This window comes from Pseudomonas sp. SAR267 (assembly GCF_052077595.1).
In the GTDB taxonomy this organism is placed as follows: Bacteria; Pseudomonadota; Gammaproteobacteria; order Pseudomonadales; family Pseudomonadaceae; genus Aquipseudomonas; species Aquipseudomonas vlassakiae.
In genome coordinates, this window is record NZ_JBQIHU010000001.1 from 3,736,326 (window position 1) to 3,760,150 (window position 23,825).

General features: G+C 62.0%; 22 protein-coding genes, 5 tRNA genes and 1 rRNA gene. 23 read left to right on the plus strand and 5 right to left on the minus strand.

Annotation, left to right across the window (positions count from 1 at the left end; translation table 11 throughout):
- The first annotated feature begins 70 nt into the window (after positions 1 to 70).
- The 4 genes from rrf to ACTORR_RS17515 all read left to right on the plus strand — a co-directional run bounded on the left by rrf (position 71) and on the right by ACTORR_RS17515 (position 3,897).
- Positions 71 to 186, plus strand: a 5S ribosomal RNA gene (gene rrf, locus ACTORR_RS17500).
- A gap of 148 nt (positions 187 to 334) precedes the next feature.
- Positions 335 to 994: a paraquat-inducible protein A gene (locus tag ACTORR_RS17505; protein ID WP_262110398.1), complete on the plus strand. Its 660-nt coding sequence runs from the start codon at positions 335 to 337 to the stop codon at positions 992 to 994.
- On the plus strand, positions 981 to 1,604 hold the full coding sequence (locus tag ACTORR_RS17510) for a paraquat-inducible protein A (RefSeq protein WP_054886096.1): 624 nt from the start codon (positions 981 to 983) through the stop codon (positions 1,602 to 1,604). Before ACTORR_RS17505 ends, ACTORR_RS17510 begins: the two co-directional genes overlap by 14 nt.
- The gene (locus ACTORR_RS17515) at positions 1,597 to 3,897 is read left to right on the plus strand and encodes a PqiB family protein (protein ID WP_054886097.1); all 2,301 of its coding nucleotides are present in this window, start codon (positions 1,597 to 1,599) and stop codon (positions 3,895 to 3,897) included. Before ACTORR_RS17510 ends, ACTORR_RS17515 begins: the two co-directional genes overlap by 8 nt.
- Positions 3,898 to 4,007: 110 nt before the next feature.
- Here the strand turns inward: ACTORR_RS17515 and rpsT are convergent, their stop codons facing one another.
- On the minus strand, positions 4,008 to 4,286 hold the full coding sequence (gene rpsT, locus ACTORR_RS17520) for a 30S ribosomal protein S20 (protein WP_003247625.1): 279 nt from the start codon (positions 4,284 to 4,286) through the stop codon (positions 4,008 to 4,010).
- A gap of 250 nt (positions 4,287 to 4,536) precedes the next feature.
- Here rpsT and murJ point away from each other — a divergent pair, with 250 nt between their 5' ends.
- The 6 genes from murJ to ispH all read left to right on the plus strand — a co-directional run bounded on the left by murJ (position 4,537) and on the right by ispH (position 11,872).
- Positions 4,537 to 6,075, plus strand: coding sequence for a murein biosynthesis integral membrane protein MurJ (gene murJ, locus ACTORR_RS17525; protein WP_054886098.1), 1,539 nt, complete (start codon positions 4,537 to 4,539; stop codon positions 6,073 to 6,075).
- A 118-nt stretch (positions 6,076 to 6,193) separates the two neighbouring features.
- Positions 6,194 to 7,144, plus strand: a complete 951-nt coding sequence (gene ribF, locus ACTORR_RS17530) for a bifunctional riboflavin kinase/FAD synthetase (RefSeq protein ID WP_054886099.1) — start codon at positions 6,194 to 6,196, stop codon at positions 7,142 to 7,144.
- Complete coding sequence (gene ileS, locus ACTORR_RS17535; RefSeq protein ID WP_441343742.1) at positions 7,141 to 9,972, plus strand: isoleucine--tRNA ligase; 2,832 nt, start codon at positions 7,141 to 7,143, stop codon at positions 9,970 to 9,972. The genes ribF and ileS overlap by 4 nt, the downstream gene beginning before the upstream one ends.
- Positions 9,965 to 10,480, plus strand: a complete 516-nt coding sequence (lspA, locus tag ACTORR_RS17540; RefSeq protein WP_054886101.1) for a signal peptidase II — start codon at positions 9,965 to 9,967, stop codon at positions 10,478 to 10,480. Before ileS ends, lspA begins: the two co-directional genes overlap by 8 nt.
- Positions 10,473 to 10,910: an FKBP-type peptidyl-prolyl cis-trans isomerase gene (fkpB, locus tag ACTORR_RS17545; protein WP_054886102.1), complete on the plus strand. Its 438-nt coding sequence runs from the start codon at positions 10,473 to 10,475 to the stop codon at positions 10,908 to 10,910. Before lspA ends, fkpB begins: the two co-directional genes overlap by 8 nt.
- Positions 10,911 to 10,924: 14 nt before the next feature.
- The gene (gene ispH, locus ACTORR_RS17550) at positions 10,925 to 11,872 is read left to right on the plus strand and encodes a 4-hydroxy-3-methylbut-2-enyl diphosphate reductase (RefSeq protein ID WP_054886103.1); all 948 of its coding nucleotides are present in this window, start codon (positions 10,925 to 10,927) and stop codon (positions 11,870 to 11,872) included.
- Between the two features lies 1 nt (position 11,873).
- Here ispH and ACTORR_RS17555 read toward each other — a convergent pair whose 3' ends face one another.
- Positions 11,874 to 12,353, minus strand: coding sequence for a GspH/FimT family pseudopilin (locus ACTORR_RS17555; RefSeq protein WP_054886104.1), 480 nt, complete (start codon positions 12,351 to 12,353; stop codon positions 11,874 to 11,876).
- A gap of 109 nt (positions 12,354 to 12,462) precedes the next feature.
- Between ACTORR_RS17555 and ACTORR_RS17560 the strand changes: the two genes are divergently transcribed.
- The 5 genes from ACTORR_RS17560 to thiO are packed head-to-tail and all read left to right on the plus strand — an operon-like array spanning position 12,463 to position 15,304.
- Positions 12,463 to 12,645, plus strand: coding sequence for a prepilin-type N-terminal cleavage/methylation domain-containing protein (locus tag ACTORR_RS17560; RefSeq protein ID WP_054886105.1), 183 nt, complete (start codon positions 12,463 to 12,465; stop codon positions 12,643 to 12,645).
- Positions 12,642 to 13,292: a PilW family protein gene (locus tag ACTORR_RS17565; protein ID WP_313365392.1), complete on the plus strand. Its 651-nt coding sequence runs from the start codon at positions 12,642 to 12,644 to the stop codon at positions 13,290 to 13,292. Before ACTORR_RS17560 ends, ACTORR_RS17565 begins: the two co-directional genes overlap by 4 nt.
- Positions 13,289 to 13,762, plus strand: a complete 474-nt coding sequence (locus ACTORR_RS17570) for a hypothetical protein (RefSeq protein WP_313365393.1) — start codon at positions 13,289 to 13,291, stop codon at positions 13,760 to 13,762. The genes ACTORR_RS17565 and ACTORR_RS17570 overlap by 4 nt, the downstream gene beginning before the upstream one ends.
- A 1-nt stretch (position 13,763) precedes the next feature.
- Complete coding sequence (locus tag ACTORR_RS17575) at positions 13,764 to 14,153, plus strand: type IV pilin protein (RefSeq protein WP_313365394.1); 390 nt, start codon at positions 13,764 to 13,766, stop codon at positions 14,151 to 14,153.
- A gap of 53 nt (positions 14,154 to 14,206) precedes the next feature.
- Positions 14,207 to 15,304, plus strand: coding sequence for a glycine oxidase ThiO (gene thiO / locus ACTORR_RS17580; RefSeq protein ID WP_313365395.1), 1,098 nt, complete (start codon positions 14,207 to 14,209; stop codon positions 15,302 to 15,304).
- 130 nt (positions 15,305 to 15,434) lie between these two features.
- Here the strand turns inward: thiO and ACTORR_RS17585 are convergent, their stop codons facing one another.
- The gene (locus ACTORR_RS17585; RefSeq protein ID WP_103445776.1) at positions 15,435 to 15,665 is read right to left on the minus strand and encodes a PP0621 family protein; all 231 of its coding nucleotides are present in this window, start codon (positions 15,663 to 15,665) and stop codon (positions 15,435 to 15,437) included.
- Positions 15,666 to 15,758: 93 nt separating this feature from the next.
- The gene (locus ACTORR_RS17590; RefSeq protein ID WP_054886111.1) at positions 15,759 to 16,778 is read right to left on the minus strand and encodes an outer membrane protein assembly factor BamD; all 1,020 of its coding nucleotides are present in this window, start codon (positions 16,776 to 16,778) and stop codon (positions 15,759 to 15,761) included.
- 147 nt (positions 16,779 to 16,925) lie between these two features.
- Between ACTORR_RS17590 and rluD the strand changes: the two genes are divergently transcribed.
- The 8 genes from rluD to ACTORR_RS17630 all read left to right on the plus strand — a co-directional run bounded on the left by rluD (position 16,926) and on the right by ACTORR_RS17630 (position 22,289).
- Entirely contained in the window at positions 16,926 to 17,888 is a 963-nt protein-coding gene (gene rluD / locus ACTORR_RS17595) for a 23S rRNA pseudouridine(1911/1915/1917) synthase RluD (RefSeq protein ID WP_027918228.1), read from the plus strand.
- Complete coding sequence (pgeF, locus tag ACTORR_RS17600; protein ID WP_313365396.1) at positions 17,885 to 18,625, plus strand: peptidoglycan editing factor PgeF; 741 nt, start codon at positions 17,885 to 17,887, stop codon at positions 18,623 to 18,625. The genes rluD and pgeF overlap by 4 nt, the downstream gene beginning before the upstream one ends.
- 248 nt (positions 18,626 to 18,873) lie before the next feature.
- Positions 18,874 to 21,438 (plus strand): ATP-dependent chaperone ClpB, encoded by a 2,565-nt coding sequence (gene clpB, locus ACTORR_RS17605; RefSeq protein WP_099815069.1) that lies wholly within the window; start codon positions 18,874 to 18,876, stop codon positions 21,436 to 21,438.
- Positions 21,439 to 21,842: 404 nt separating this feature from the next.
- Positions 21,843 to 21,918: transfer RNA gene (locus ACTORR_RS17610), tRNA-Asn, on the plus strand.
- Positions 21,919 to 21,922: 4 nt separating this feature from the next.
- Positions 21,923 to 21,999: transfer RNA gene (locus ACTORR_RS17615), tRNA-Pro, on the plus strand.
- A gap of 6 nt (positions 22,000 to 22,005) precedes the next feature.
- A tRNA-Lys gene (locus tag ACTORR_RS17620) sits at positions 22,006 to 22,081 on the plus strand.
- A 50-nt stretch (positions 22,082 to 22,131) separates the two neighbouring features.
- Positions 22,132 to 22,208 (plus strand) — tRNA-Pro (locus ACTORR_RS17625).
- A gap of 5 nt (positions 22,209 to 22,213) precedes the next feature.
- Positions 22,214 to 22,289 (plus strand) — tRNA-Lys (locus ACTORR_RS17630).
- Between the two features lie 177 nt (positions 22,290 to 22,466).
- Here the strand turns inward: ACTORR_RS17630 and ACTORR_RS17635 are convergent.
- The gene (locus ACTORR_RS17635; protein WP_054886114.1) at positions 22,467 to 23,762 is read right to left on the minus strand and encodes an NAD(P)/FAD-dependent oxidoreductase; all 1,296 of its coding nucleotides are present in this window, start codon (positions 23,760 to 23,762) and stop codon (positions 22,467 to 22,469) included.
- Positions 23,763 to 23,825 lie beyond the last annotated feature (63 nt).

Sequence of the window (23,825 nt, forward strand, 5' to 3'; positions counted from 1 at the left end):
TCGCAAGACCACAAATTCACATATCCGAATTAGCCAAGAGTGTTCAAAAGACATTCTGGCAACAGAATTTCTTGACGACCATAGAGCATTGGAACCACCTGATCCCATCCCGAACTCAGTAGTGAAACGATGCATCGCCGATGGTAGTGTGGGGTTTCCCCATGTGAGAGTAGGTCATCGTCAAGATTCATTTCGCAAAACCCCTATCTGCGCATGCAGGTAGGGGTTTTGTCTTTCTGGATCATTTCCGGGCGCGCGCCAGGCATTAGTCGTCTCCCACATTTCGAGCTAGGAACACTAGAATAGAGCCGACGTACCTACTCAGAATCTCGAGATGCCCGATCCCGTCCAAACCCAAGCCCTAGAGCAGTTGCCATTGGATCAACTGGTCGCCTGTCACGAGTGCGACCTGCTGATGCGCAAGCCGGTGCTGCAGCATGGCGAAAAAGCCCAATGCCCGCGTTGTGGCTACGAGCTGTACGCCCATAGGCACAATGTGGTCAACCGCAGCCTGGCCTTGGTGTTGACGGCCTTGCTGTTGTTCATACCGGCCAACTTCCTGCCAATCATGCAGTTGCACCTGCTCGGCCAGACTTCGGACGATACCGTCTGGAGTGGTGTGCTGGGCCTTTACAACTCAGAGATGCGCGGCGTTGCCGTGGTGGTGTTCCTTTGTAGCATGGCTATTCCGCTGCTCAAGCTGCTGTGCCAGCTGGCCGTGTTGTTGAGCATTCGCCTCAATGTGGGGCGTGATTACGGGCTGGTGTTCTACCGCTTTTATCACCACCTGCGTGACTGGGGCATGCTTGAGGTCTATTTCATGGGCGTGCTGGTGGCAATCGTCAAACTCGTGGATCTGGCCGAACTGACCGTTGGCCTTGGTCTGTTCTGCTTCATCAGTCTGTTGCTGGTCCAGGTCTGGCTCGAAGTGGTGATGTCGCCACACCAGATCTGGAGTGCGTTGTCAGGGGAGGACCTCCATGCGGGCGATTGATGCAGGCATCCTGGTCTGCAATGAATGTCATGAGCTTAACCGTCGGGATGCCGAGAGCGATTCGCAAACCTGTACACGCTGCGGTGCTGTCGTGCACGCGCGGCGCCCCAACAGCATCATCCGTACCTGGGCCCTGCTGATCACTGCCTCGATTCTATATATCCCGGCCAACTTGTTGCCGATCATGACGGTCAGCACCTTGGGGCAGGGTAGCGGCGACACCATCATGTCTGGCGTCATCACCTTGCTCAAGCACGGCATGTTGCCAATCGCCGCCGTCGTGTTCATTGCCAGCATTCTGGTGCCTACCTTCAAGCTGGTGGGCATCGGTCTGTTGTTGTATTCGGTCCAGCGCCGCCAGCCGCTGTCGGCAAGGCAACGGATCCTCATGTACCGCTTCATCGAATTCATAGGGCGCTGGTCAATGCTGGACATCTTCGTCATTGCCATTCTGGTGGCAGTGGTGAATTTCGGTCGTATTGCCAGTGTCGAAGCCAACCTGGGCGCTGTCGCCTTCGCAACTGTGGTGATCCTCACGATGCTTGCTGCTTTAACTTTCGATCCCCGACTGATCTGGGATAACACGGAGTCGGATGACGACCATGAGTGACATGCCAACGGCTAAAACCCGCCCTGCCTCGAACTGGTCGGCCATCTGGATCCTGCCGCTGATCGCGCTGATGATTGGTGGCTGGCTGGCCTGGCAGGCCTACCGCGATGCTGGCGTTGAGATCGAGGTGCGTTTCGAGACTGGCGAAGGCATCGTCGCCAACAAGACCGAGGTGATCTACAAGGGCATGTCCGTCGGCAAGGTCACGAAACTTGTGCTGGATGCGAAGGGCGAGAACCAGGGGGTAATCGCCACCATCGAAATGAACAAGGCTGCCGAGCCGCACCTGACCAAGGGCACGCGGTTCTGGCTGGTCAAGCCAAGTGTCAGCCTGGCCGGTATCTCGGGCCTGGAAACGCTGGTATCCGGCAACTACATCGCTGTCAGCCCGGGGGAAGGCGAACGGACCAAGCGCTTTACCGCACTGAAGGTCGCGCCACCGCTGTCCGACAGCGAGCCAGGCCTGCACCTGACCCTCAAGGCCGAGCGCCTGGGTTCGCTCAATCGGGACAGCCCGGTGTTCTACAAGCAGATCCAGGTTGGCCGGGTGAAAAGCTACCGCCTGTCTGACGACCAGAGCACGGTCGAGGTCAAGGTCTTCATCGAGCCGGCCTATGCCAGCCTGGTGCGCAAGCACACGCGTTTCTGGAATGCCAGCGGCATCAGTATCGACGCTGATCTGTCGGGCGTGAAAGTGCGCAGTGAGTCGCTGTCGAGCATCGTTGCCGGCGGCATCGCCTTCGCCACGCCGGAATACCGCAAGGACAGCCCGCCGACTGACCCGAGCCTGCCATTCCGCTTGTATGAAGACTTCGACGCGGCCCAGGCGGGTATCCGCGTCAAGGTGAAGCTGAGCGACTATGAAGGCCTCCAGGCCGGACGTACGCCGGTCATGTACAAGGGTATCCAGGTCGGTTCGTTGAAAACCCTGAAGATGGAAGACAACCTGTCCAGCGCCACTGCCGAGCTGACGCTCGACCCGCTGACTGAGGACTATCTGGTCGAAGGTACGCAGTTCTGGGTGGTCAAGCCGTCCATTTCCCTGGCTGGCATCACCGGCCTGGAAGCGTTGGTCAAAGGTAACTACATCGCCATCCGCCCCGGCGAGAAGGGCGCCAAGCCGCAGCGCGAATTCGAGGCCAGGGCCAAGGCGCCGCCGCTGGACCTGAAGGCCCCAGGCCTGCACCTGGTGCTGTTCGCCGATACCCTGGGTTCGCTCGAGATCGGCAGCCCGGTGATGTATCGCCAAGTCAAGGTGGGCAGCGTGCAGAGCTACCAGTTTGCCCGCAACAGCAACCGTATCCTGATTGGTGTGCACATCGAGAAGGAGTACGAAAACCTGGTCAACGGCTCCTCGCGCTTCTGGAACGTCAGCGGTATCACCCTGACGGGCGGGCTGTCTGGCATCAAGATCAAGAGTGAGTCGTTGCAGACGCTCATGGCAGGTGGTATCGCCTTTGATACGCCAACCCCCAATGTTGCGCTTAAGCGCCGTATTCCGCGCTTCCGTCTGCTGGAGAGCCAGGAGGCGGTAAACCGCACCGGCACCCTGGTGACTATTCGCGTAGATCGGGCCGATGGCCTCAAGCCAGGTACGCCAATTCGCTTCCGTGGCCTGGATGTCGGCAGTGTCGAAAGCGTGGACCTGACCAAGGACTTGCAAGCTGTTGTACTGCGGGCGCGCATCACTGAAGCGGCGGATCGCATTGCCCGGGCAGGCACGCAGTTCTGGGTGGTCAAGCCGGAACTTGGGTTGGTGCGTACCGAGAACCTCGATACCTTGATTGGCGGCCAGTACATCGAAGTGCAGCCAGCGGTGAAGGACAAGGGGCCGCAGCGTGATTTCATGGCGCTGGCCGAGGCGCCTGAAGTTGCAGGGGAGGAAGTCGGCCTGCCGTTGACCTTGAGCGCGCCGCGCCGTGGTTCGATCAAGCCGGGCGTGCCGGTCACCTATCGCGAGGTGGCGGTGGGCAAGGTCACTGGTTTCGAGCTGGGCCAGACTGCGGACCGTGTGTTGATCCACATTCTGATCGAGCCGCGCTACGCCGCCCTGGTGCGCAGTGGTAGCCGGTTCTGGAACAGCAGTGGCTTCGGTTTTGACTGGGGCTTGTTCAAGGGCGCCACGGTGCGTACCGAGTCGCTGCAGACACTCATCGATGGCGGCATTGCCTTTGCCACGCCCGAGGGCGAGCAGATGGGTAACCCGGCCCGGCCGCAGCAGACCTTCGCCTTGTTCGACCAGCCAGAGGACGCCTGGCTGCAGTGGGCGCCGAAGATCCAGATCGCGAAGTAAGCTAGCGCCAGGGGAGCGGGCAAGCCCGCTCCCGCAAGGGCTGGACATGGCCTGAATCGCACGCATAAAAAAACCGGCCCTGGGGCCGGTTTTTTCGACTAGAACGTCGCTTAGGCAGCTGCAGCTTCTTTCAGTGCCTTGATGTGGCCATTCAGACGGCCTTTGTGGCGAGCAGCTTTGTTCTTGTGGATGATGCCTTTATCGGCCATACGGTCGATTACAGGCACAGCCAGAACGTAAGCGGCTTGCGCTTTTTCGGCGTCTTTTGCGTCGATGGCTTTAACTACATTCTTGATGTAGGTGCGGACCATGGAACGCAGGCTAGCGTTGTGGCTGCGACGCTTCTCAGCCTGTTTTGCACGTTTCTTGGCGGAAGGTGTGTTGGCCACCGTCGAGCTCCTCGAAAGACTTTAGGTAAATAGCAAACAAAATAGGCCGCGAATCATGCCGATGAGTCGACCGGATGTCAAGGCCACCTGCAGGGTTCCGCCGAGTGGTGCAGCAACAGGCGGGAAATGTTCCTTTCTGCCGTGCTACCTGTAAACTCGGGAATTTTTGGCTCCCCTGCGAAGGCGCGGGAGTATCGCACATTCGGACGCTGTCTGGCAGCGCCCTCTGTCCCTGGCGTGAATCTTTTCGATGAATCTGCTCAAATCCCTCGCTGCAGTCAGCTCCATCACCATGATTTCGCGGGTGCTGGGCTTCGTGCGCGACACCATCCTGGCCCGTGTCTTCGGTGCCGGTATCGCCACCGACGCCTTCTTCATCGCCTTCAAGCTGCCTAACCTGCTAAGGCGGATTTTTGCCGAAGGGGCATTCTCCCAGGCGTTCGTGCCGATTCTGGCCGAATACAAGACCCAACAGGGCGAGGAGGCGACGCGGACCTTCATCGCCTACGTCAGCGGCCTGCTGACCCTGGTGCTGGCGCTGGTCACGGCGGTCGGCATCCTCGCTGCACCCTGGGTGGTCTGGGCTACGGCCCCGGGTTTCGTCGACAGCCCCGAGAAGTACGCGCTGACCACGGACCTGTTGCGGGTGACGTTCCCTTATATATTGCTGATCTCGCTGTCGTCGCTGGCCGGTGCGATCCTCAACACCTGGAACCGCTTTTCCGTTCCGGCGTTCACCCCGACCTTGCTGAACGTGGCGATGATCATCTTTGCCGTGTTGCTCACGCCTTACTTCAACCCGCCGATCATGGCCCTGGCCTGGGGCGTGCTGGCCGGAGGCCTGGCACAGTTGCTGTACCAGCTGCCGGCGCTGAAGAAGATCGGCATGCTCGTGCTGCCGCGCCTCAACCTGCGCGATGCTGGCGTGTGGCGCGTGCTCAAGCAGATGCTGCCGGCGATCCTCGGGGTCTCGGTGAGCCAGATCTCGCTGATCATCAACACGATCTTCGCTTCCTTCCTGGTGGCCGGCTCGGTGTCATGGATGTATTACGCCGACCGCCTCATGGAACTGCCTTCGGGCGTGCTGGGCGTGGCCTTGGGCACCATCCTGCTGCCGACCCTGGCCAAGACCTACGCCAACAAGGACCGCGAGGAGTATTCGCGGATCATGGACTGGGGCCTGCGCCTGTGCTTTCTTCTGGTGCTGCCGTGCACCCTGGCCCTGGCGATCCTGGCCGAACCGCTGACCGTGGCGCTGTTCCAGTATGGCAAGTTCACCGCCACCGACGCGGCCATGACCCAGCGCGCGCTGATCGCCTATTCGGTCGGCCTGTTGGCGATCATTCTGGTCAAGGTACTGGCACCGGGCTTCTATGCGCAGCAGAATATTCGTACGCCGGTGAAGATCGCCATCTTCACCCTGGTCTGCACCCAGCTGTTCAACCTGGCACTCATCGGCCCGCTGCAGCACGCCGGCCTGGCCCTGGCGATCAGCCTGGGCGCCTGCCTGAATGCGGGCCTGCTGTTCTGGAAGCTGCGCAGCCAGCAGTTGTTCCAGCCGCAACCGGGCTGGGCGCTGTTCCTGTTCAAGCTGGTGCTGGCAGTCACCCTCATGGCAGCGGTGTTGCTGCTGGGCATGCATTACCTGCCGGCCTGGGAACAGGGCAACATGCTCGAGCGGTTCCTGCGCCTGGGCGCGCTGATCGCGGCGGGTGTGCTGACCTATTTCGGTTGCCTGTACCTGTGTGGTTTCCGGCCTCGGCATTTTGCCCGCAAGGCCCTGCATTGAGGTAGATGGCGGGTCAGACGTCGGTTTTTCACATTCAACGCCACCCCTTGGCGCTGCTGCCTGTCACCAGCGCCCGGGTGTGGTTATAATCGGCCACTTTATGAGCAAGAAGCGCGTTATGCAGCTGGTTCGAGGTCTTCACAACCTGCGCCCCGAGCACCGGGGCTGTGTCGCCACCATTGGCAACTTCGACGGGGTTCACCGCGGCCACCAGGCGATCCTGGCGCGCCTGCGCGAGCGCGGCCAGGCGCTGGGCCTGCCGACTTGCGTGGTGATCTTCGAGCCGCAGCCGCGCGAGTACTTTGCCCCGGACACCGCACCCGCCCGCCTGGCGCGCCTGCGCGACAAGGTCGAGCTGCTGGCCGACGAAGGCATCGACCGGGTGCTGTGCCTGGCGTTCAACCAGCGTCTGAGCCAGCTCAGCGCCGATGCGTTCGTCAAGGCAATCCTGGTCGACGGCCTGGGTGTGCGCCACCTCGAAGTAGGCGACGACTTCCGTTTCGGCTGTGATCGTGCCGGTGATTTCGCCTTCCTGGTCGCTGCCGGCAAGCAGTACGGGTTTACCGTCGAAGCGGCCAACACAGTGATTCAGGACGGCCTCCGGGTCAGCAGCACCGAAGTGCGCAAGGCGCTTTCTGCGGGCAACTTCGAGCTGGCCGAGCACCTGCTGGGCCGACCATACCGTATCAGCGGCCGTGTGCTGCATGGCCAGAAGCTGGCTCGCCAGCTGGGCACGCCAACCGCCAACATCCAGCTCAAACGCCGCCGCGTGCCGCTGTCCGGGGTCTACCTGGCCAGTATCGAAATCGACGGCAAGGCCTGGCCAGGTGTAGGCAACATTGGCGTGCGCCCCACGGTGGCTGGTGACGGCCGCCCGCACCTCGAGATTCATCTACTGGATTATGCCGGCGATCTCTATGGCCGGCGCCTGACGGTGGAATTCCACCACAAGCTGCGCGAAGAGCAGCGATTCGCCTCCCTGGAGGCGCTGAAGTCGGCGATCGATGCGGATATCGCCGCCGCACGTGCACATTGGCACGCTCAACCGCTAACGAAGAGCCTGAAATGACCGACTACAAAGCCACGCTAAACCTTCCGGACACCGCCTTCCCCATGAAGGCCGGCCTGCCTCAGCGCGAACCGCAGATCCTGCAGCGCTGGGACAGCATTGGCCTGTACCAGAAGCTGCGCGAAATTGGCAAGGATCGTCCAAAGTTCGTCCTGCACGACGGCCCGCCCTATGCCAACGGCAAGATTCACATCGGTCATGCGCTGAACAAGATCCTCAAGGACATGATTGTCCGCTCCAAGACCCTGTCCGGCTTCGATGCGCCGTATGTGCCGGGTTGGGACTGCCATGGCCTGCCGATCGAACACAAGGTCGAGGTCACCCACGGCAAGCACCTGACTGCCGACCGTACCCGCGAGCTGTGCCGCGAGTACGCCGCCGAGCAGATCGAAGGGCAAAAGGCCGAGTTCATCCGCCTGGGCGTGCTGGGTGACTGGGACAACCCGTACAAGACCATGAACTTCGTCAACGAGGCCGGTGAAATCCGCGCCCTGGCTGAAATGGTCAAGCAAGGCTTCGTGTTCAAGGGCCTCAAGCCTGTGAACTGGTGCTTCGACTGCGGTTCGGCCCTGGCTGAAGCCGAAGTCGAATACGCCGACAAGAAGTCCCAGACCATCGACGTGGCCTTCCCGGTCGCCGACGAGGCCAAGCTGGCTGCCGCCTTCGGCCTGGCGTCGCTGGCCAAGCCAGCCGCCATCGTGATCTGGACCACCACCCCCTGGACCATCCCGGCCAACCAGGCGCTGAACATCCACCCGGAGTTCAAGTACGCCCTGGTCGACACCGGCGAGCGCCTGCTGGTGCTGGCCGAAGAGCTGGTCGAGTCGTGCCTCAAGCGCTACAACCTGGAAGGCTCGGTGATCGCCACCGCGCAGGGCTCGGCACTGGAACTGATCAACTTCCGCCACCCGTTCTATGACCGCCTGTCGCCAGTCTACCTGGCTGACTACGTCGAGCTGGGTGCCGGCACCGGCGTGGTTCACTCCTCGCCAGCCTACGGTGAAGACGACTTCGTCACTTGCAAGCGCTACGGCATGGTCAACGACGACATCTTCACTCCGGTGCAGAGCAATGGCGTGTACGTCGAATCGCTGCCGTTCTTTGGCGGCCAGTTCATCTGGAAGGCCAACCCGGCTATCGTCGACAAGCTGAGCGAAGTCGGTGCGCTGATGCACACCGAAACCATCAGCCACAGCTACATGCACTGCTGGCGCCACAAGACTCCGCTGATCTACCGCGCCACTGCGCAGTGGTTCGTCGGCATGGACAAGCAGCCGACCACTGGCGAGCCACTGCGCGAGCGTGCACTGAAAGCCATCGAAGACACCAGGTTCGTCCCGGCCTGGGGCCAGGCGCGCCTGCACTCGATGATCGCCAACCGCCCGGACTGGTGCATTTCGCGTCAGCGCAACTGGGGCGTACCGATCCCGTTCTTCCTGCACAAGCAGACCGGCGAGCTGCACCCACGCACCGTCGAGCTGATGGAAGCGGTAGCCAAGCGCGTCGAGCAAGAGGGCATCGAAGCCTGGTTCAAGCTCGATGCCGCCGAACTGCTGGGTGACGAAGCCGGCCAGTACGACAAGATCTCCGATACCCTGGACGTCTGGTTCGACTCCGGTACCACCCACTGGCACGTGCTGCGTGGTTCCCATGACATCGGCCACGCCACCGGCCCGCGCGCCGATCTGTACCTGGAAGGTTCCGACCAGCATCGCGGCTGGTTCCACTCGTCGTTGCTGACCGGTTGCGCCATCGACGGCCACGCGCCGTATCGCGAGCTGCTGACCCACGGTTTCACCGTGGACGAAAGCGGCCGCAAGATGTCCAAGTCGCTGGGCAACACCATCGAACCGGAGAAGGTCAACAACACCCTGGGTGCTGACATCCTGCGCCTGTGGGTTTCGGCGACCGACTACTCGGGCGAGATGGCGGTTTCCGAGCAGATCCTGCAGCGCAGCGCCGATGCCTACCGCCGTATCCGCAACACCGCGCGCTTCTTGCTCTCCAACCTGTCTGGCTTCGACCCGGCCCGTGACCTGCTGAAGCCGGAAGAAATGATCGCCCTGGACCGCTGGGCGGTGGACCGCACCCTGCTGCTGCAGCGCGAGCTGGAAGAGCACTACGGCGAATACCGCTTCTGGAACGTCTATTCGAAGATCCACAACTTCTGCGTACAGGAGCTGGGCGGCTTCTACCTCGACATCATCAAGGACCGCCAATACACCACCGGCGCCAACAGTGTCGCCCGCCGTTCCTGCCAGACCGCGCTGTTCCACATCAGCGAGGCACTGGTGCGCTGGATCGCGCCGATCCTGGCGTTCACCGCCGATGAAATCTGGCAGTACCTGCCGGGCGAGCGCAACGAGTCGGTGATGCTCAATGGCTGGTACCAGGGCCTGAGCGAGCTGCCGGAAGGCACCGAGCTGGACCGCGCTTACTGGGACCGTGTGATGGCTGTCAAGGCCGCGGTCAACAAGGAGCTGGAAAACCAGCGTACCGCCAAGGTCATCGGCGGCAACCTGCAGGCCGAAGTCACCCTGTTCGCCGAGGAAGGCCTGAGCGTCGACCTGAGCAAGCTGGGCGACGAACTGCGCTTCGTGCTGATCACTTCCGCCGCCAGCGTAGTGCCGTTCGCCCAGGCGCCGGCCGAAGCCGTGGCCACCGAAGTCGAAGGCCTCAAGCTGCAGGTGGTCAAGTCCGGTCACGTCAAGTGCGGCCGTTGCTGGCACTTCCGCGCCGACGTCGGCAGCCACCCGGAACACCCGGAAATCTGTGGCCGTTGCGTCGACAACCTGACCGGCTCGGGTGAGGTGCGCCACTATGCCTAACCCTGCAGCAGGGCGCTTCGGGCGCCTTGCATGGCTGTGGCTCAGCTTGCTGGTCCTGGTCCTCGACCAGGCCACAAAGCTGTACTTCAACAACGCCCTGACCATGTACCAGCAGATCGTCGTCATCCCGGACTACTTCAGCTGGACCCTGGCCTACAACACCGGTGCCGCCTTCAGCTTCCTCGCCGATGGCGCTGGCTGGCAGCGCTGGCTGTTCGCCCTGATCGCCGTGGTGGTCAGTGCGGTGCTGGTGGTATGGCTCAAGCGCCTGGGGCGCGGCGAGACCTGGCTGGCGGTGGCGCTGGCATTGGTGCTGGGCGGTGCGATCGGCAACCTGTACGACCGCATCGTGCTCGGCCATGTGGTCGACTTCATCCTGGTGCACTGGCAGAACCGCCATTACTTCCCGGCCTTCAACCTGGCCGATAGCGCCATCACCGTTGGTGCGGTGATGCTGGCGCTGGATATGTTCAAGAGCAAGAAGTCCGAGGATCCGGTCCATGACTGACACCCGTATCGGCCAGAACACCGAAGTCACCCTGCACTTCGCGCTGCACCTGGAAAACGGCGACACCGTCGACAGCACGTTCGATAAGGCGCCGGCCACCTTCAAGGTCGGCGACGGCAACCTGCTGCCGGGCTTCGAGAGCGCCCTGTTCGGCTTCAAGGCCGGCGACAAGCGCACGGTGGTGGTGGCCCCGGAGAACGCCTTCGGCCAGCCCAACCCGCAGAACGTGCAAGTCATGCAGCGGTCCCAGTTCGAGGGCATGGAGTTGTCCGAAGGGCTGCTGATCATCTTCAACGATGCCGCCAACACCGAGCTGCCGGGTGTGGTCAAAGCGTTCGATGACAATCAGGTGACCATCGACTTCAATCACCCACTGGCCGGCAAGACCTTGACCTTCGAGGTGGAGATCCTCGAGGTCAAGGCCCTGTAAGCCTGGAGCCGAGCATGCAAATCAAACTCGCCAACCCGCGCGGCTTCTGCGCGGGGGTCGACCGGGCGATCGAAATCGTCAACCGTGCGCTGGAAGTCTTCGGCCCGCCGATCTATGTGCGTCACGAAGTGGTGCATAACAAGTTCGTGGTAGAAGACCTGCGCAATCGTGGGGCCATCTTCGTTGAAGAGCTGGACCAGGTGCCGGACGACGTCATCGTCATCTTCAGCGCCCACGGCGTGTCCCAGGCCGTCCGCCAGGAAGCCGCCGGCCGTGGCCTGAAGGTGTTCGACGCGACCTGCCCGCTGGTCACCAAGGTGCACATCGAAGTGGCCAAGTACAGCCGCGATGGTCGTGAGTGCATTCTCATCGGCCACGAGGGGCACCCGGAAGTCGAAGGCACCATGGGGCAATACGATGCCAGCAACGGCGGCGCCATCTACCTCGTCGAAGACGAAGACGATGTTGCCCAGCTGCAGGTGAGAGACCCGGACCACCTGGCCTTCGTTACCCAGACCACGCTGTCGATGGACGACACCAGCCGCGTCATCGATGCCCTGCGAGCACGCTTCCCGAACATCGGCGGCCCGCGCAAGGACGACATCTGCTACGCCACGCAAAACCGCCAGGATGCCGTCAAGCAGCTGGCCAGCGAAAGTGATGTGCTGCTGGTGGTTGGCAGCCCCAACAGCTCCAACTCCAACCGCCTGCGCGAGCTGGCCGAGCGTATGGGCACCCCGGCATACCTGATTGATGGCGCTGAGGACATGCAGCGTGCCTGGTTTGAAAAGGCGCAACGGGTGGGCATCACTGCCGGTGCTTCGGCCCCCGAAGTGTTGGTGCAGGGCGTGATCGAACAGCTCAAGGCCTGGGGCGCTACCGGCGCCGAAGAGCTGGATGGGCGGCCGGAGAACATCACGTTCTCCATGCCCAAGGAGCTGCGTGTTCGCTCGCTGATCTGAGTCAGCGGCCTGCGCACAAGGGGTTTGCTACCTCGACTGTGCGCAGGTCGACTCTGCCTTCGCTGGATATCACTACCTGGTACTTGTTGCTCGCCGGGGAACTCTCACACACTTCCAGCGTGGCGCCCAATTGCCCCACTGGCATTCCCAGCGCACTGAATTTCACCTGTCCCTTGGTGTTTTCGATGATCCGCATCGAACGTGGCAGCCGGTGTTCGCGTAGCGTTTGTTGATTGTGCTCCAACTGCACAATCCAGCCTTTGCCCCAATCATTTTCCAACGATCGCACAATCACAGGCTGGCTTTGCAGCAAGGCGTGGCTGCGCGCGCTGCGCAGCGCCTGGGCCAGGTCTCGCGCTGCCGCAGCTCTGTGTAGGTCATTGCTCAGCCTGGCGTAGGCCGGCATGCCGAGTTGCGTCAGCAAGGCGGCCATGGCCAGTGCAAACATTGTTTGAATCAGTGTTACACCACGTTGCCTCACCGTGCATTCCTCCCTGGAAGTGCTTGGCTATAGCTTCACGGTCGTTGGACATGAGGTCCAGTCGAGCAAGTTCAAGGCAATTGCAGGAGAAGTCGCAGGAGGTGAAGGGATGCACAACAAACAGTGGGGAATGACGCTGATCGAGGTGTTGCTCGCGGTGCTTGTGGTGGCCGTTGGCATGTTCGCCGCGGCAGGTTTGCAACTGAAAGCATTGCAGGCTACGGACAGTGCTCGCCGTGATGCGCAGGCGGTGCTGGCGCAGTACAGCGAACAAGAGCGAAGCCCCCGATGAGGTGCCGGCAAAGCGGTTTCGGTTTGCTCGAAGTGACGCTGGCCCTGGCAATCGGGCTGATGGTGGTCGTGGCGGCCGGTCAGCTGTTGGTTTCCGCCCACCAGAGCTGGCGCCTGCAGGGGGCAGCGCTGCGCTTGCAGGATGATGCCCGCCTGGCGTTGCTGCGCATGGCTCAGGATATCCGCATGGCCGGAATGTTCGGCTGCTTGCGGCTAGAACCGGCCGATTTTCAGGACCCGGCTGCGCGGCAACTCTTCAACCAACCCGTGGAAGTCGGCCCAGCCAGCCTTGGCTTGGTCGTCGCGGAACCCTCAGGGCATGCCGGCTTGCCGGACTGGACGATACTCACCGACTGTATCGAGAAGGTGAGCGTACACAGCAAGCGCCCCGAGAACCCATTGAAGCTCATGGCGATCCCGGTCAGTCACCATCGCTACCTGCTGGATGGCAGCACCTTGAAGCTAAAACGTCACAACAGAAATCCACAGCCCATGGTCGATCATGTGCGTGAGTGGCGGATAGAGCGAGTCGAGTCTTCGGAAGGGCAACGTATAGACATGCAACTGACGTTGTATGAGCCGACCTTGATGCTCGAACAGCGCCATGAACTGAGCGTGGCACTGCGCAACCCGGTGCCCATGCCATGAACCGCCAACGTGGCATGGTGTTGCTGCTGGCGCTGGTGCTCAGCCTTCTTCTGGGCTTGCTCGCGGCTTCAGCCCTGCGCGATGCGCTGGTCGAAACGCGCCTGACCGGTGCCATGCGCGACGGCCTGCTGGCATTCGCGCAGGCGCAAGCCATGTTGCAGGCCGGTGTTGAACAACTGCAGCAGGCGCAACCAGTGTCATGCAAGGCCTGCCCGCCACCACCCCGTCCCCATGACCTGCACGGTCAGTGGCAGCGTGGCAAAGACGGCTATTTCCAGTTGCAGAACCTGGGGACAACAACCCGCGCCGCCCACATGCCAAACGGCGAACGGGTCACCTTGTACCGAGTAACAGCCGTCAGCCAGCAATTGGCAGCCCGTCAGGTGCTGGAAGCCGTCTACGCCATACCGATCGCTCAACCACAGGCCCCGCAGCGGATCCTCTGGCGGCAGAGACTGAGGCAAGACTGACATGCAGCAAGGTATGAGCCTGATCGAGTTGTTGATTGTCCTGGCCGTGACCGGCATTCTGGCAGCCATTGCCTACCCCAGTTACAGCGACCAGCTCAGGCGAGCCGCACGCAGCGAAGTGGTTGGCCTGCTGCATGTCGCCGCCTTGCGCCTGGAGGGCCACCGCGTGCGCACCGGGCAGTACGCCGAGGGTGACCCGCAATTGCCCGCTGGCAACCGTCATTACCGCCTGCAGGCCCAGCGCGACAGCGACACCTTCACGCTGACCGCCCGCCGGCTGCCCGATGGCCCGATGGCCGATGATCGCTGTGGCGACTTCCAGCTCGACCAGGCCGGCGTGCAGAGCAATCCGGGTGCAGCGGTTAGCGGTGAACGCTGCTGGGGAAGCTGAAGGTTGAATGGTGCCCAGGCATCGCGGAATTACTTCAGGTGTTGGATCTACAGATGAGCAAGCAAGTAGTGGTGGTCGGCGGCGGGGTGATCGGCCTGCTGACCGCGTTCAACCTGGCGGCGAAGGTAGGCCAGGTGGTGTTGTGTGATCAGGGCGAGGTGGGCCGCGAGTCGTCCTGGGCCGGCGGCGGTATCGTCTCGCCGTTGTACCCCTGGCGCTACAGCCCGGCGGTGACCGCCCTGGCGCATTGGTCGCAGGATTTCTATCCACAGTTGGGCGAACGCCTGTTCGCCAGCACCGGTCTCGACCCCGAGGTGCACACCACCGGGCTGTACTGGCTCGACCTGGACGACGAAGCCGAGGCGCTGGCATGGGCCGAGCGCGAACGGCGGCCACTTAGTGCTGTGGATATTTCCGCTGCCTATGATGCGGTGCCGGTGCTTGGCCCGGGCTTCAAGCACGCCATCTTCATGGCCGGTGTGGCCAACGTGCGCAATCCTCGTTTGGTGAAGTCGCTCAAGGCGGCATTACTGGCACTGCCTAACGTGACCCTGCGCGAGCACTGTCAGGTCAGCGGCTTCGTTCATGAGAACGGACGCGTGACTGGCGTACAGACCGCTGACGGTGTGCTCAGGGCAGATGAAGTGGTGCTTAGCGCAGGCGCCTGGAGCGGTGACCTTTTGGGCACGTTGGGGCTCAAGCTGCCGGTCGAGCCGGTGAAGGGCCAGATGATCCTGTTCAAGTGCGCCGAAGACTTCCTGCCGAGCATGGTGCTGGCCAAAGGGCGCTATGCGATCCCGCGTCGTGATGGGCACATCCTGGTGGGCAGTACGCTGGAACATGCCGGATACGACAAGACACCGACCGAGGACGCGCTGGCAAGCCTGAAGGCTTCGGCTATCGAGTTGCTGCCAGCGCTCAAGGATGCCACGGTGGTGGGGCATTGGGCTGGACTGCGGCCGGGGTCGCCGGAAGGCATTCCCTACATCGGGCCGGTGCCGGGGCATGACGGTCTGTGGCTGAACTGCGGGCATTACCGCAACGGGTTGGTGCTGGCGCCGGCTTCGTGTCAGTTGTTCACCGACCTGTTGACCGGGGCCGAGCCGATCATCGATCCGGCGCCGTATGCGCTAGAGGGGCGTTTGGGCTGAGATTGCCGGGCCCGCTTTGCGGGCCTTTCGCGACACAAGGCCGCTCCTACAGGGATTGCGGTCTCTGGTAGGAGCGGCCTTGTGTCGCGATAGGGCTGCAAAGCAGCCCCTATTTCACCAAACTAACAGATCACCGCGATTGACCAGGCCCCTGCTGCAAGTGCGCCTGGCTGCAATACCAGTCATTCCCCTGCTGCAGCGCCCGGTCGTTGGGCAGGTGCACGCCGCAGTGGGCGCAGCGCACCATCTTCAGCGGCGCGTCGAGCTTGGGCTCGGAGTGCGACTGCTGACTGACTTTGAACTTGCGCCACAGCCAGAACGCGGCGGCGATCAGGGCGATCCAGAAGAGTAGGCGAACCATGGTGTCCAGCTTGTTGGTTGGAGAAGCCGACAGTCTAGGACGCGGGCATAAAAAAAGGGAGGCCTCGAGCCTCCCTTTCTCATGTCACGTGGATCAGTCGAACAGACCAAAGGTCATGTAGCTGAACCACGAGCGGTCTTTTTCAGCTTCCTTCGGACCTGCTGGCACGATCGGGTCGCCGTTCTCGTCCTTTGGCAGCAGTTCTTGCGGCATCTCGTCGCGCGCGTCCTGGAACTGCTTGACCACGTCCTGGTTGGCGCGGGTTTCACCCGGCGGCAGCGGGGTGTCGGTCTCGATCAGGCCCAGGGTGGCCTTGGACAGCCAGCCGCGGCCGTCAGACTCGGTCTGCTTGGGCTGGAACTGGCCATCGACCAGGCTCGGATGGTCGGGGTAGTTGAGCTTGAGGGTTTCCAGGCTGGTGGCAGCCAGGTCGTCCAGGTGCATCTTCTGGTACGACTCGACCATGATCGCCAGGCCGTCGCCGACCGATGGCGTTTCCTGGAAGTTCTCGACCACGTAGCGGCCACGGTTGGCGGCGGCCACGTAAGCCTGGCGGCCCAGGTAGTAGTCGGCCACGTGGATTTCGTAGGAAGCCAGCAGGTTGCGCAGGTAGATCATGCGCTGCTTGGCGTCCGGCGAGTAGCGGCTGTTGGGGAAGCGGCTGGTCAGCTGGGCGAACTCGTTGTACGAGTCGCGGGCGGCACCCGGGTCACGCTTGGTCATGTCCAGAGGCAGGAAGCGCGCCAGCAGGCCACGGTCCTGGTCGAACGAGGTCAGGCCCTTGAGGTAGTAGGCGTAGTCGACGTTCGGGTGCTGCGGGTGCAGGCGGATGAAGCGCTCGGCGGCCGATTTGGCAGCCTCAGGCTCGGAGTTCTTGTAGTTGGCGTAGATCAGCTCGAGCTGCGCCTGGTCGGCGTAGCGGCCGAACGGATAGCGCGACTCCAACGCCTTGAGCTTGTTCACGGCGCTGGTATAGCTGGAGTTGTCCAGGTCAGCCTGAGCCTGTTGATAGAGCTCGGCCTCACTGAGGTTCTCGTCAATGACTTCCTTATTGGAGGAACAGGCCGCGGTGAGCCCGAGGATGGCGATCAGCAGCAGGTGTTTCACTTGCATGGCGGCTTGCGTCCCTTTGACGGCCGCTGTCTTGGGCGGTGCCGTCCTGTTATGATGAGCGCCCCGGCCAACCCCGGGACAAAAGAAGCCGTATTTAACCACAAGCTCGCAGCCGAAACCAAAGGCTGTGCGCCCGCCGAATCGAGCATGTCCGAGATCATTCAACTTAGCGCAGAGGTCCCGTCCGAACTGGGCGGCCAACGCCTCGACCAGGTCGCCGCCCAATTGTTCGCCGAGTATTCGCGTTCGCGGCTTACTTCGTGGATCAAAGAAGGCCGCCTGACGGTCGATGGCGCCGTCGTGCGCCCTCGGGACCCGGTCCACGGTGGTTCGCAACTTATCCTGGAGGCCGAGCAAGAGGCCCAGGGTGAGTGGATCGCAGAAGATATCGAACTCGATATCGTCTACGAAGACGACCATATCATGGTGATCAACAAGCCTGCCGGGCTGGTCGTGCACCCGGCTGCCGGGCATGCCAGTGGTACCTTGCTCAACGCGCTGCTGCACCATGTGCCGGACATCGTCAACGTGCCGCGCGCCGGTATCGTTCACCGCCTGGATAAAGACACCACGGGTCTGATGGTGGTAGCCAAGACTTTGCAGGCGCAGACCAAGCTGGTCGAACAGATGCAAGCGCGTAAAGTCAGCCGCATCTACGAGTGCATCGTGATTGGTGTAGTGACCGCTGGCGGCAAGATCGATGCGCCCATCGGTCGCCACGGCGGCATGCGCCAGCGCATGGCGGTAACCGACGGCGGCAAGCCGGCGGTCAGCCACTATCGTGTGCTCAAGCGCTTCCGCTCGCACACCCACGTGCGCGTGAAGCTGGAAACCGGCCGTACCCACCAGATTCGCGTGCACATGGCCCATGTCGGTTTTCCGCTGGTCGGTGACCAGACCTACGGCGGGCGCTTCCGCATTCCGCCAGCTGCCAGCCCAACCATGGTCGAGGCGGTGAAGACCTTCCCGCGTCAGGCCCTGCATGCGCGTTTCCTCGCGCTGGCCCACCCGATCACCGGTGAAATCATGAAGTGGGAGTCGCCGCTGCCGGACGACTTCGTCTGGTTGCTGTCGCTGCTCAACCAGGACCGCGAGAGCTTTATCGGATGAGCAGCCTGACGCAGTCGCTGTTGATTCCCGACTGGCCAGCCCCGGCCTCGGTTCGTGCCTGCGTCACTACCCGCGAGGGCGGTATCAGCCTGCCGCCCTACGAATCCTTCAATCTCGGCGATCACGTGGGCGATGACCCGGTCGCGGTTGCCGAGAACCGTCGTCGCCTGAGTGACACCTTCGCTATCCAGCCAGCGTGGCTCAAGCAGGTGCATGGCCAAGGGGTGGCGGATGCCGACCCGGCCGTGGTGGCCGAAGCCGATGCCAGCTGGACTGACCAGCCAGGTATCGCCTGCACCGTGATGACGGCCGATTGCCTGCCGGCGCTGTTCTGTGATCGCGCCGGTACTCGCGTGGCGGCAGCCCATGCTGGCTGGCGCGGGTTGGCGGGCGGCGTGCTTGAGGCGACCCTCGATCGCCTGGCCGTGGCACCTGAAGAGGTGCTGGTGTGGCTTGGGCCGGCCATCGGCCCCAAGGCTTTCGAAGTGGGGCTGGAGGTGCGTGATGCATTTACCGCCGTGCATCCAGAAGCGGCCAGAGCCTTCGTCGATGGCGAACGGCCGGGCAAGTTGCTGGCCGACATCTATGAGCTGGCGCGCATTCGCCTGGCGGCGCGTGGGGTGACGGCTGTTTATGGCGGTGGCTACTGCACGGTCAGTGATGGGCGCTTCTTCTCCTACCGACGTACCCCGCAGGGCGGGCGCTTCGCCTCGCTGGTCTGGCTGGCTCCGCGCTAGCCTGTACTGGCCTCTTTGCGGGCAAGCCCGTTCCCACAGGGAACTCACCGGCCTTGAAAGCGGTGCTTTACTGGTGGGTGGGCGTGCCCGCGAATGCCCCAGCGCTAATCCATCAGTTTGACGCCGGTCAACCCCGCTAAGCTTGAATCCTCCAGAATCACCCTTATCTATTAAGGCATCTCAGGCAGGTTTCTTCATAAACAGGCGCTGTCCATCGCTCCGACCTGCCCTTTAAAGGAAGGTACCCCATGCGAATAGACCGTTTGACCAGCAAGCTCCAGCTTGCAATATCCGATGCCCAGTCCCTGGCCGTTGGCATGGACCACCCTGCCATCGAGCCCGTGCACCTGTTGCAGGCGCTGCTCGAGCAGCAGGGGGGCTCGATCAAGCCGCTGCTGATGCAGGTCGGCTTCGACATCAACCACCTGCGCCAGGCATTGGTGAAAGAACTCGACCAGTTGCCGAAAATCCAGAATCCTACCGGCGATGTGAACATGTCGCAGGACCTGGCGCGCCTGCTCAACCAGGCTGATCGCCTGGCCCAGCAGAAGGGCGACCAGTTCATTTCCAGCGAACTGGTACTGCTCGCCGCCATGGACGAGAACAGCAAGCTCGGCAAGCTGCTGCTCAGCCAAGGCGTGAGCAAGAAGGCTCTGGAAAACGCCATCAACAACCTTCGCGGCGGTGCGGCGGTGAATGACGCCAACGCCGAGGAGTCACGCCAGGCCCTGGACAAGTACACCGTCGACCTGACCAAGCGCGCCGAAGAAGGCAAGCTTGACCCGGTGATTGGCCGTGACGATGAAATCCGCCGCACCGTGCAGGTGCTGCAGCGGCGAACCAAGAACAACCCGGTGCTGATCGGTGAGCCTGGCGTGGGCAAGACCGCCATCGCCGAAGGCCTGGCCCAGCGCATCATCAATGGTGAAGTGCCCGATGGCCTGAAAGGCAAACGCCTGCTGGCGCTGGACATGGGCGCGCTGATCGCCGGTGCCAAATACCGTGGTGAGTTCGAAGAGCGCCTCAAAGGCCTGCTCAACGAGCTGTCCAAGCAGGAAGGCCAGATCATCCTGTTCATCGACGAACTGCACACCATGGTCGGCGCCGGTAAAGGCGAGGGCGCCATGGACGCTGGCAACATGCTCAAGCCGGCCCTGGCCCGTGGCGAACTGCACTGCGTTGGCGCCACCACGCTCAACGAATATCGCCAGTTCATCGAGAAGGACGCGGCGCTGGAGCGGCGTTTCCAGAAGGTGCTGGTGGAAGAGCCGAGCGAGGAAGATACCATCGCCATCCTGCGTGGCCTGAAAGAGCGTTATGAAGTGCACCACAAGGTGGCCATCACCGATGGCGCGATCATCGCTGCGGCCAAGCTCAGCCACCGCTACATCACCGACCGCCAGCTGCCAGACAAGGCAATCGACCTGATCGACGAAGCGGCCAGCCGCATCCGTATGGAAATCGACTCCAAGCCGGAAGTGCTCGACCGCCTCGACCGTCGCCTGATCCAGCTGAAGGTGGAGTCCCAGGCGCTGAAGAAGGAAGAAGACGAGGCGGCCAAGAAGCGCCTTGAGAAGCTGACCGAGGAAATCGAGCGGCTGGAGCGGGAGTATTCCGACCTGGAGGAGATCTGGGCGTCGGAGAAAGCCGAGGTTCAGGGCTCGGCGCAGATCCAGCAAAAGATCGAGCAGGCCCGTCAGGAACTGGAAACCGCCCGTCGTAAAGGCGACCTGAGCCGCATGGCCGAGCTGCAATACGGGGTGATCCCCGACCTGGAGCGCAGCCTGCAGATGGTCGACCAGCACGGCAAGACCGAGAACCAGTTGCTGCGCAACAAGGTCACCGAGGAAGAAATTGCCGAAGTGGTGTCCAAGTGGACCGGCATCCCGGTGGCGAAGATGCTCGAAGGCGAGCGCGAGAAGCTGCTGAAGATGGAAGAGCTGCTGCACCAGCGGGTGATCGGCCAGGGCGAGGCGGTGACCGCGGTTGCCAACGCCGTGCGCCGTTCCCGTGCCGGGCTGTCCGACCCGAACCGACCCAGTGGGTCGTTCATGTTCCTCGGCCCGACCGGTGTGGGCAAGACCGAACTGTGCAAGGCGCTGGCCGAGTTCCTGTTCGACACCGAAGAGGCCATGGTGCGCATCGACATGTCCGAGTTCATGGAGAAACACTCCGTGGCTCGCCTGATCGGCGCTCCGCCAGGCTATGTCGGTTATGAAGAGGGCGGTTACCTGACTGAGGCCGTGCGCCGCAAGCCGTATTCGGTGGTGCTGCTGGATGAGGTGGAAAAGGCGCACCCGGATGTGTTCAACGTGTTGCTGCAAGTGCTGGAAGACGGCCGCCTGACTGACAGCCATGGCCGCACGGTGGACTTCCGCAACACGGTGATCGTGATGACCTCCAACCTGGGCTCGGCACAGATTCAGGAGCTGGTGGGGGACCGTGAGGCGCAGCGTGCGGCGGTGATGGACGCGGTGGGTTCGCACTTCCGTCCGGAGTTCATCAACCGGATCGACGAAGTGGTGGTGTTCGAGCCACTGGGCCGCGAGCAGATCGCCGGTATCACCGAGATCCAGCTTGGCCGCCTGCGCAGCCGACTGCTCGAACGCGAGCTGTCGCTGAGCCTGAGCCCGGAGGCCCTGGACAAGCTGATCGCCGTGGGTTACGACCCTGTGTATGGCGCACGGCCGCTGAAGCGGGCAATCCAGCGCTGGATCGAAAACCCGTTGGCGCAGTTGATCCTGGCTGGCAAGTTCCTCCCGGGTACGGCGATTACCGCGAAGGTGGAAGGCGACGAAATCGTCTTTGCCTGATTGCTGTCTTGCACAAGCCCCGCTTCGGCGGGGCTTTTTTTGCCCATTTACCTGTGCCGGCCTCTTCGCGGGCTTGCCCGCGAAGAGGCCGACTCAGGCCCAGCAAATCCGGGGGTTTTCCAGTTCTCAGGGTAACCTGCTGAAATTTTTGAAATTTCTGCTTGCATCAAAAATCGAGTGCCCCTAATATACGCCGCGTTGTCAGGCACTAAGCGAATCACCAGCAACATCGGTGACCGCAAAATAACTTACAAATCAGTAAGTTGAATGAAAAAAAGTGGTTGACAAGCAAAACGAAGAATGTAGAATAGCCGACCTCAGCAGCGACAACGCGAAAGCGAAGTAGCTAAAGGGTTCGAAGCTAACACAGACTTCGAAGCTGTAAAGATGTACCGAAGTTCAGTTCCGCGATAGCTCAGTCGGTAGAGCAAATGACTGTTAATCATTGGGTCCCTGGTTCGAGTCCAGGTCGCGGAGCCAATCTCGGGGTGTAGCGCAGTCCGGTAGCGCGCCTGCTTTGGGAGCAGGATGTCAGGAGTTCGAATCCCCTCACCCCGACCATTTTCCGGGTCGTTAGCTCAGTTGGTAGAGCAGTTGGCTTTTAACCAATTGGTCGTAGGTTCGAATCCTACACGACCCACCATGTAAAAAGGGGCATCTCGATTGAGGTGCCCTTTTTTTTAAGTAAGACCTCGGGGTGTAGCGCAGTCCGGTAGCGCGCCTGCTTTGGGAGCAGGATGTCAGGAGTTCGAATCCCCTCACCCCGACCATTTTTGGGTCGTTAGCTCAGTTGGTAGAGCAGTTGGCTTTTAACCAATTGGTCGTAGGTTCGAATCCTACACGACCCACCATGCAAAAAGGGCATCTCGAACGAGATGCCCTTTTTCTTTGCCTCGAATTTATCCTGCCAGATCCTTGGGCCTGCTTCGCAGGCCTTTCGCGACACAAGGCCGCTCCTACAAGGGAACGCGGTTTTCTGTAGGAGCGGCCTTGTGTCGCGAAAGGGGCGCAAAGCGCCCCCAGCAATCTCAGTGCAGCTTCAATCGCGGCTCCGTGCCACGGCCAATCTTGCTGCCCAGCATCATCAACGCCGTGCGGAAGAATCCGTACAACGCCATCTGGTGCATACGGTACAGCGACACGTAGAACATCCGCGCCAGCCAGCCCTCCAGCTTCACGCTGCCCATCAGGTTACCCATCAGGTTGCCCACCGCCGAGAAGCGCGACAGTGACACCAGCGAACCGTAGTCCTTGTACGCGTAGGTTGGCAGCGCCTTGTTCTCCAGCCGCGCCTTCAGGCTCTGCGCCAGCATCGAAGCCTGCTGATGCGCGGCCTGGGCCCGTGGTGGCACGTTGCGGTCGCTGCCCGGTTGCGGGCACGCGGCACAGTCACCGAAGGCGAAGATGTTGTCATCGCGGGTGGTCTGCAGGGTCGGGCGCACTACCAGCTGGTTGATGCGGTTGGTTTCCAGGCCATCGATGTCCTTGAGGAAACCCGGCGCACGGATACCTGCTGCCCACACCTTGAGGCTGGCCTGGATCACTTCACCGTCTTTGGTCTTCAGGCCATCCTCGGTCACTTCACTGACCGCCGCGTTAGTCATCACTTTCACCCCGAGTTTCTCCAGGGTCTTGTGCACCGGCACGCTGATACGCTCCGGCAGTGCAGGCAGCACGCGCGGGCCGGCCTCAATCAGGGTGATGTGCATGTCCTTGGGCTGAATGCGGTCCAGACCATAGGCCGCCAGTTCGTGGGCCGCGTGGTGCAGCTCTGCGGCCAGTTCCACACCGGTGGCACCAGCGCCGACGATGGCCACACTGATCTGCTCGCTGGCCACGTCACCGGCATGGGCACGCAGGTAGTGGTTCAGCAGCTGCTGATGGAAGCGCTCGGCCTGCTTGCGGGTGTCGAGGAACAGGCAGTGCTGCGCCGCGCCCAGGGTGCCGAAGTCATTGGTATTCGAACCCACGGCGATGACCAAGGTGTCGTAGCCCAGGATTCGCGCAGGCAGCAACTCGCGGCCCTCGTCATCGAGGGTGGCGGCGAGTTGAATCTGCTTGCCTTCCCGGTCCAGGCCACTCATCCGGCCCAGCTGGAAGTTGAAGTGGTTCCACTTGGCCTGGGCCACGTAGTTCAGTTCATCTTCCGAGGAGTTCAGCGAGCCGGCGGCCACTTCGTGCAGCAGGGGTTTCCAGATGTGCGTAAGGTTGGCGTCGACCAGGGTGATCTCGGCCTGTTTGCGCTTGCCCAGGCTTTTACCCAGGCGGGTCGCCAGTTCCAGGCCGCCGGCGCCGCCGCCGACAATCACGATGCGATGAGTCATGGAAATATCTCATAAGGTTTACGGAATTCGTGGCCACAAGGGCCGGCCGCAGACTGCGTGAGG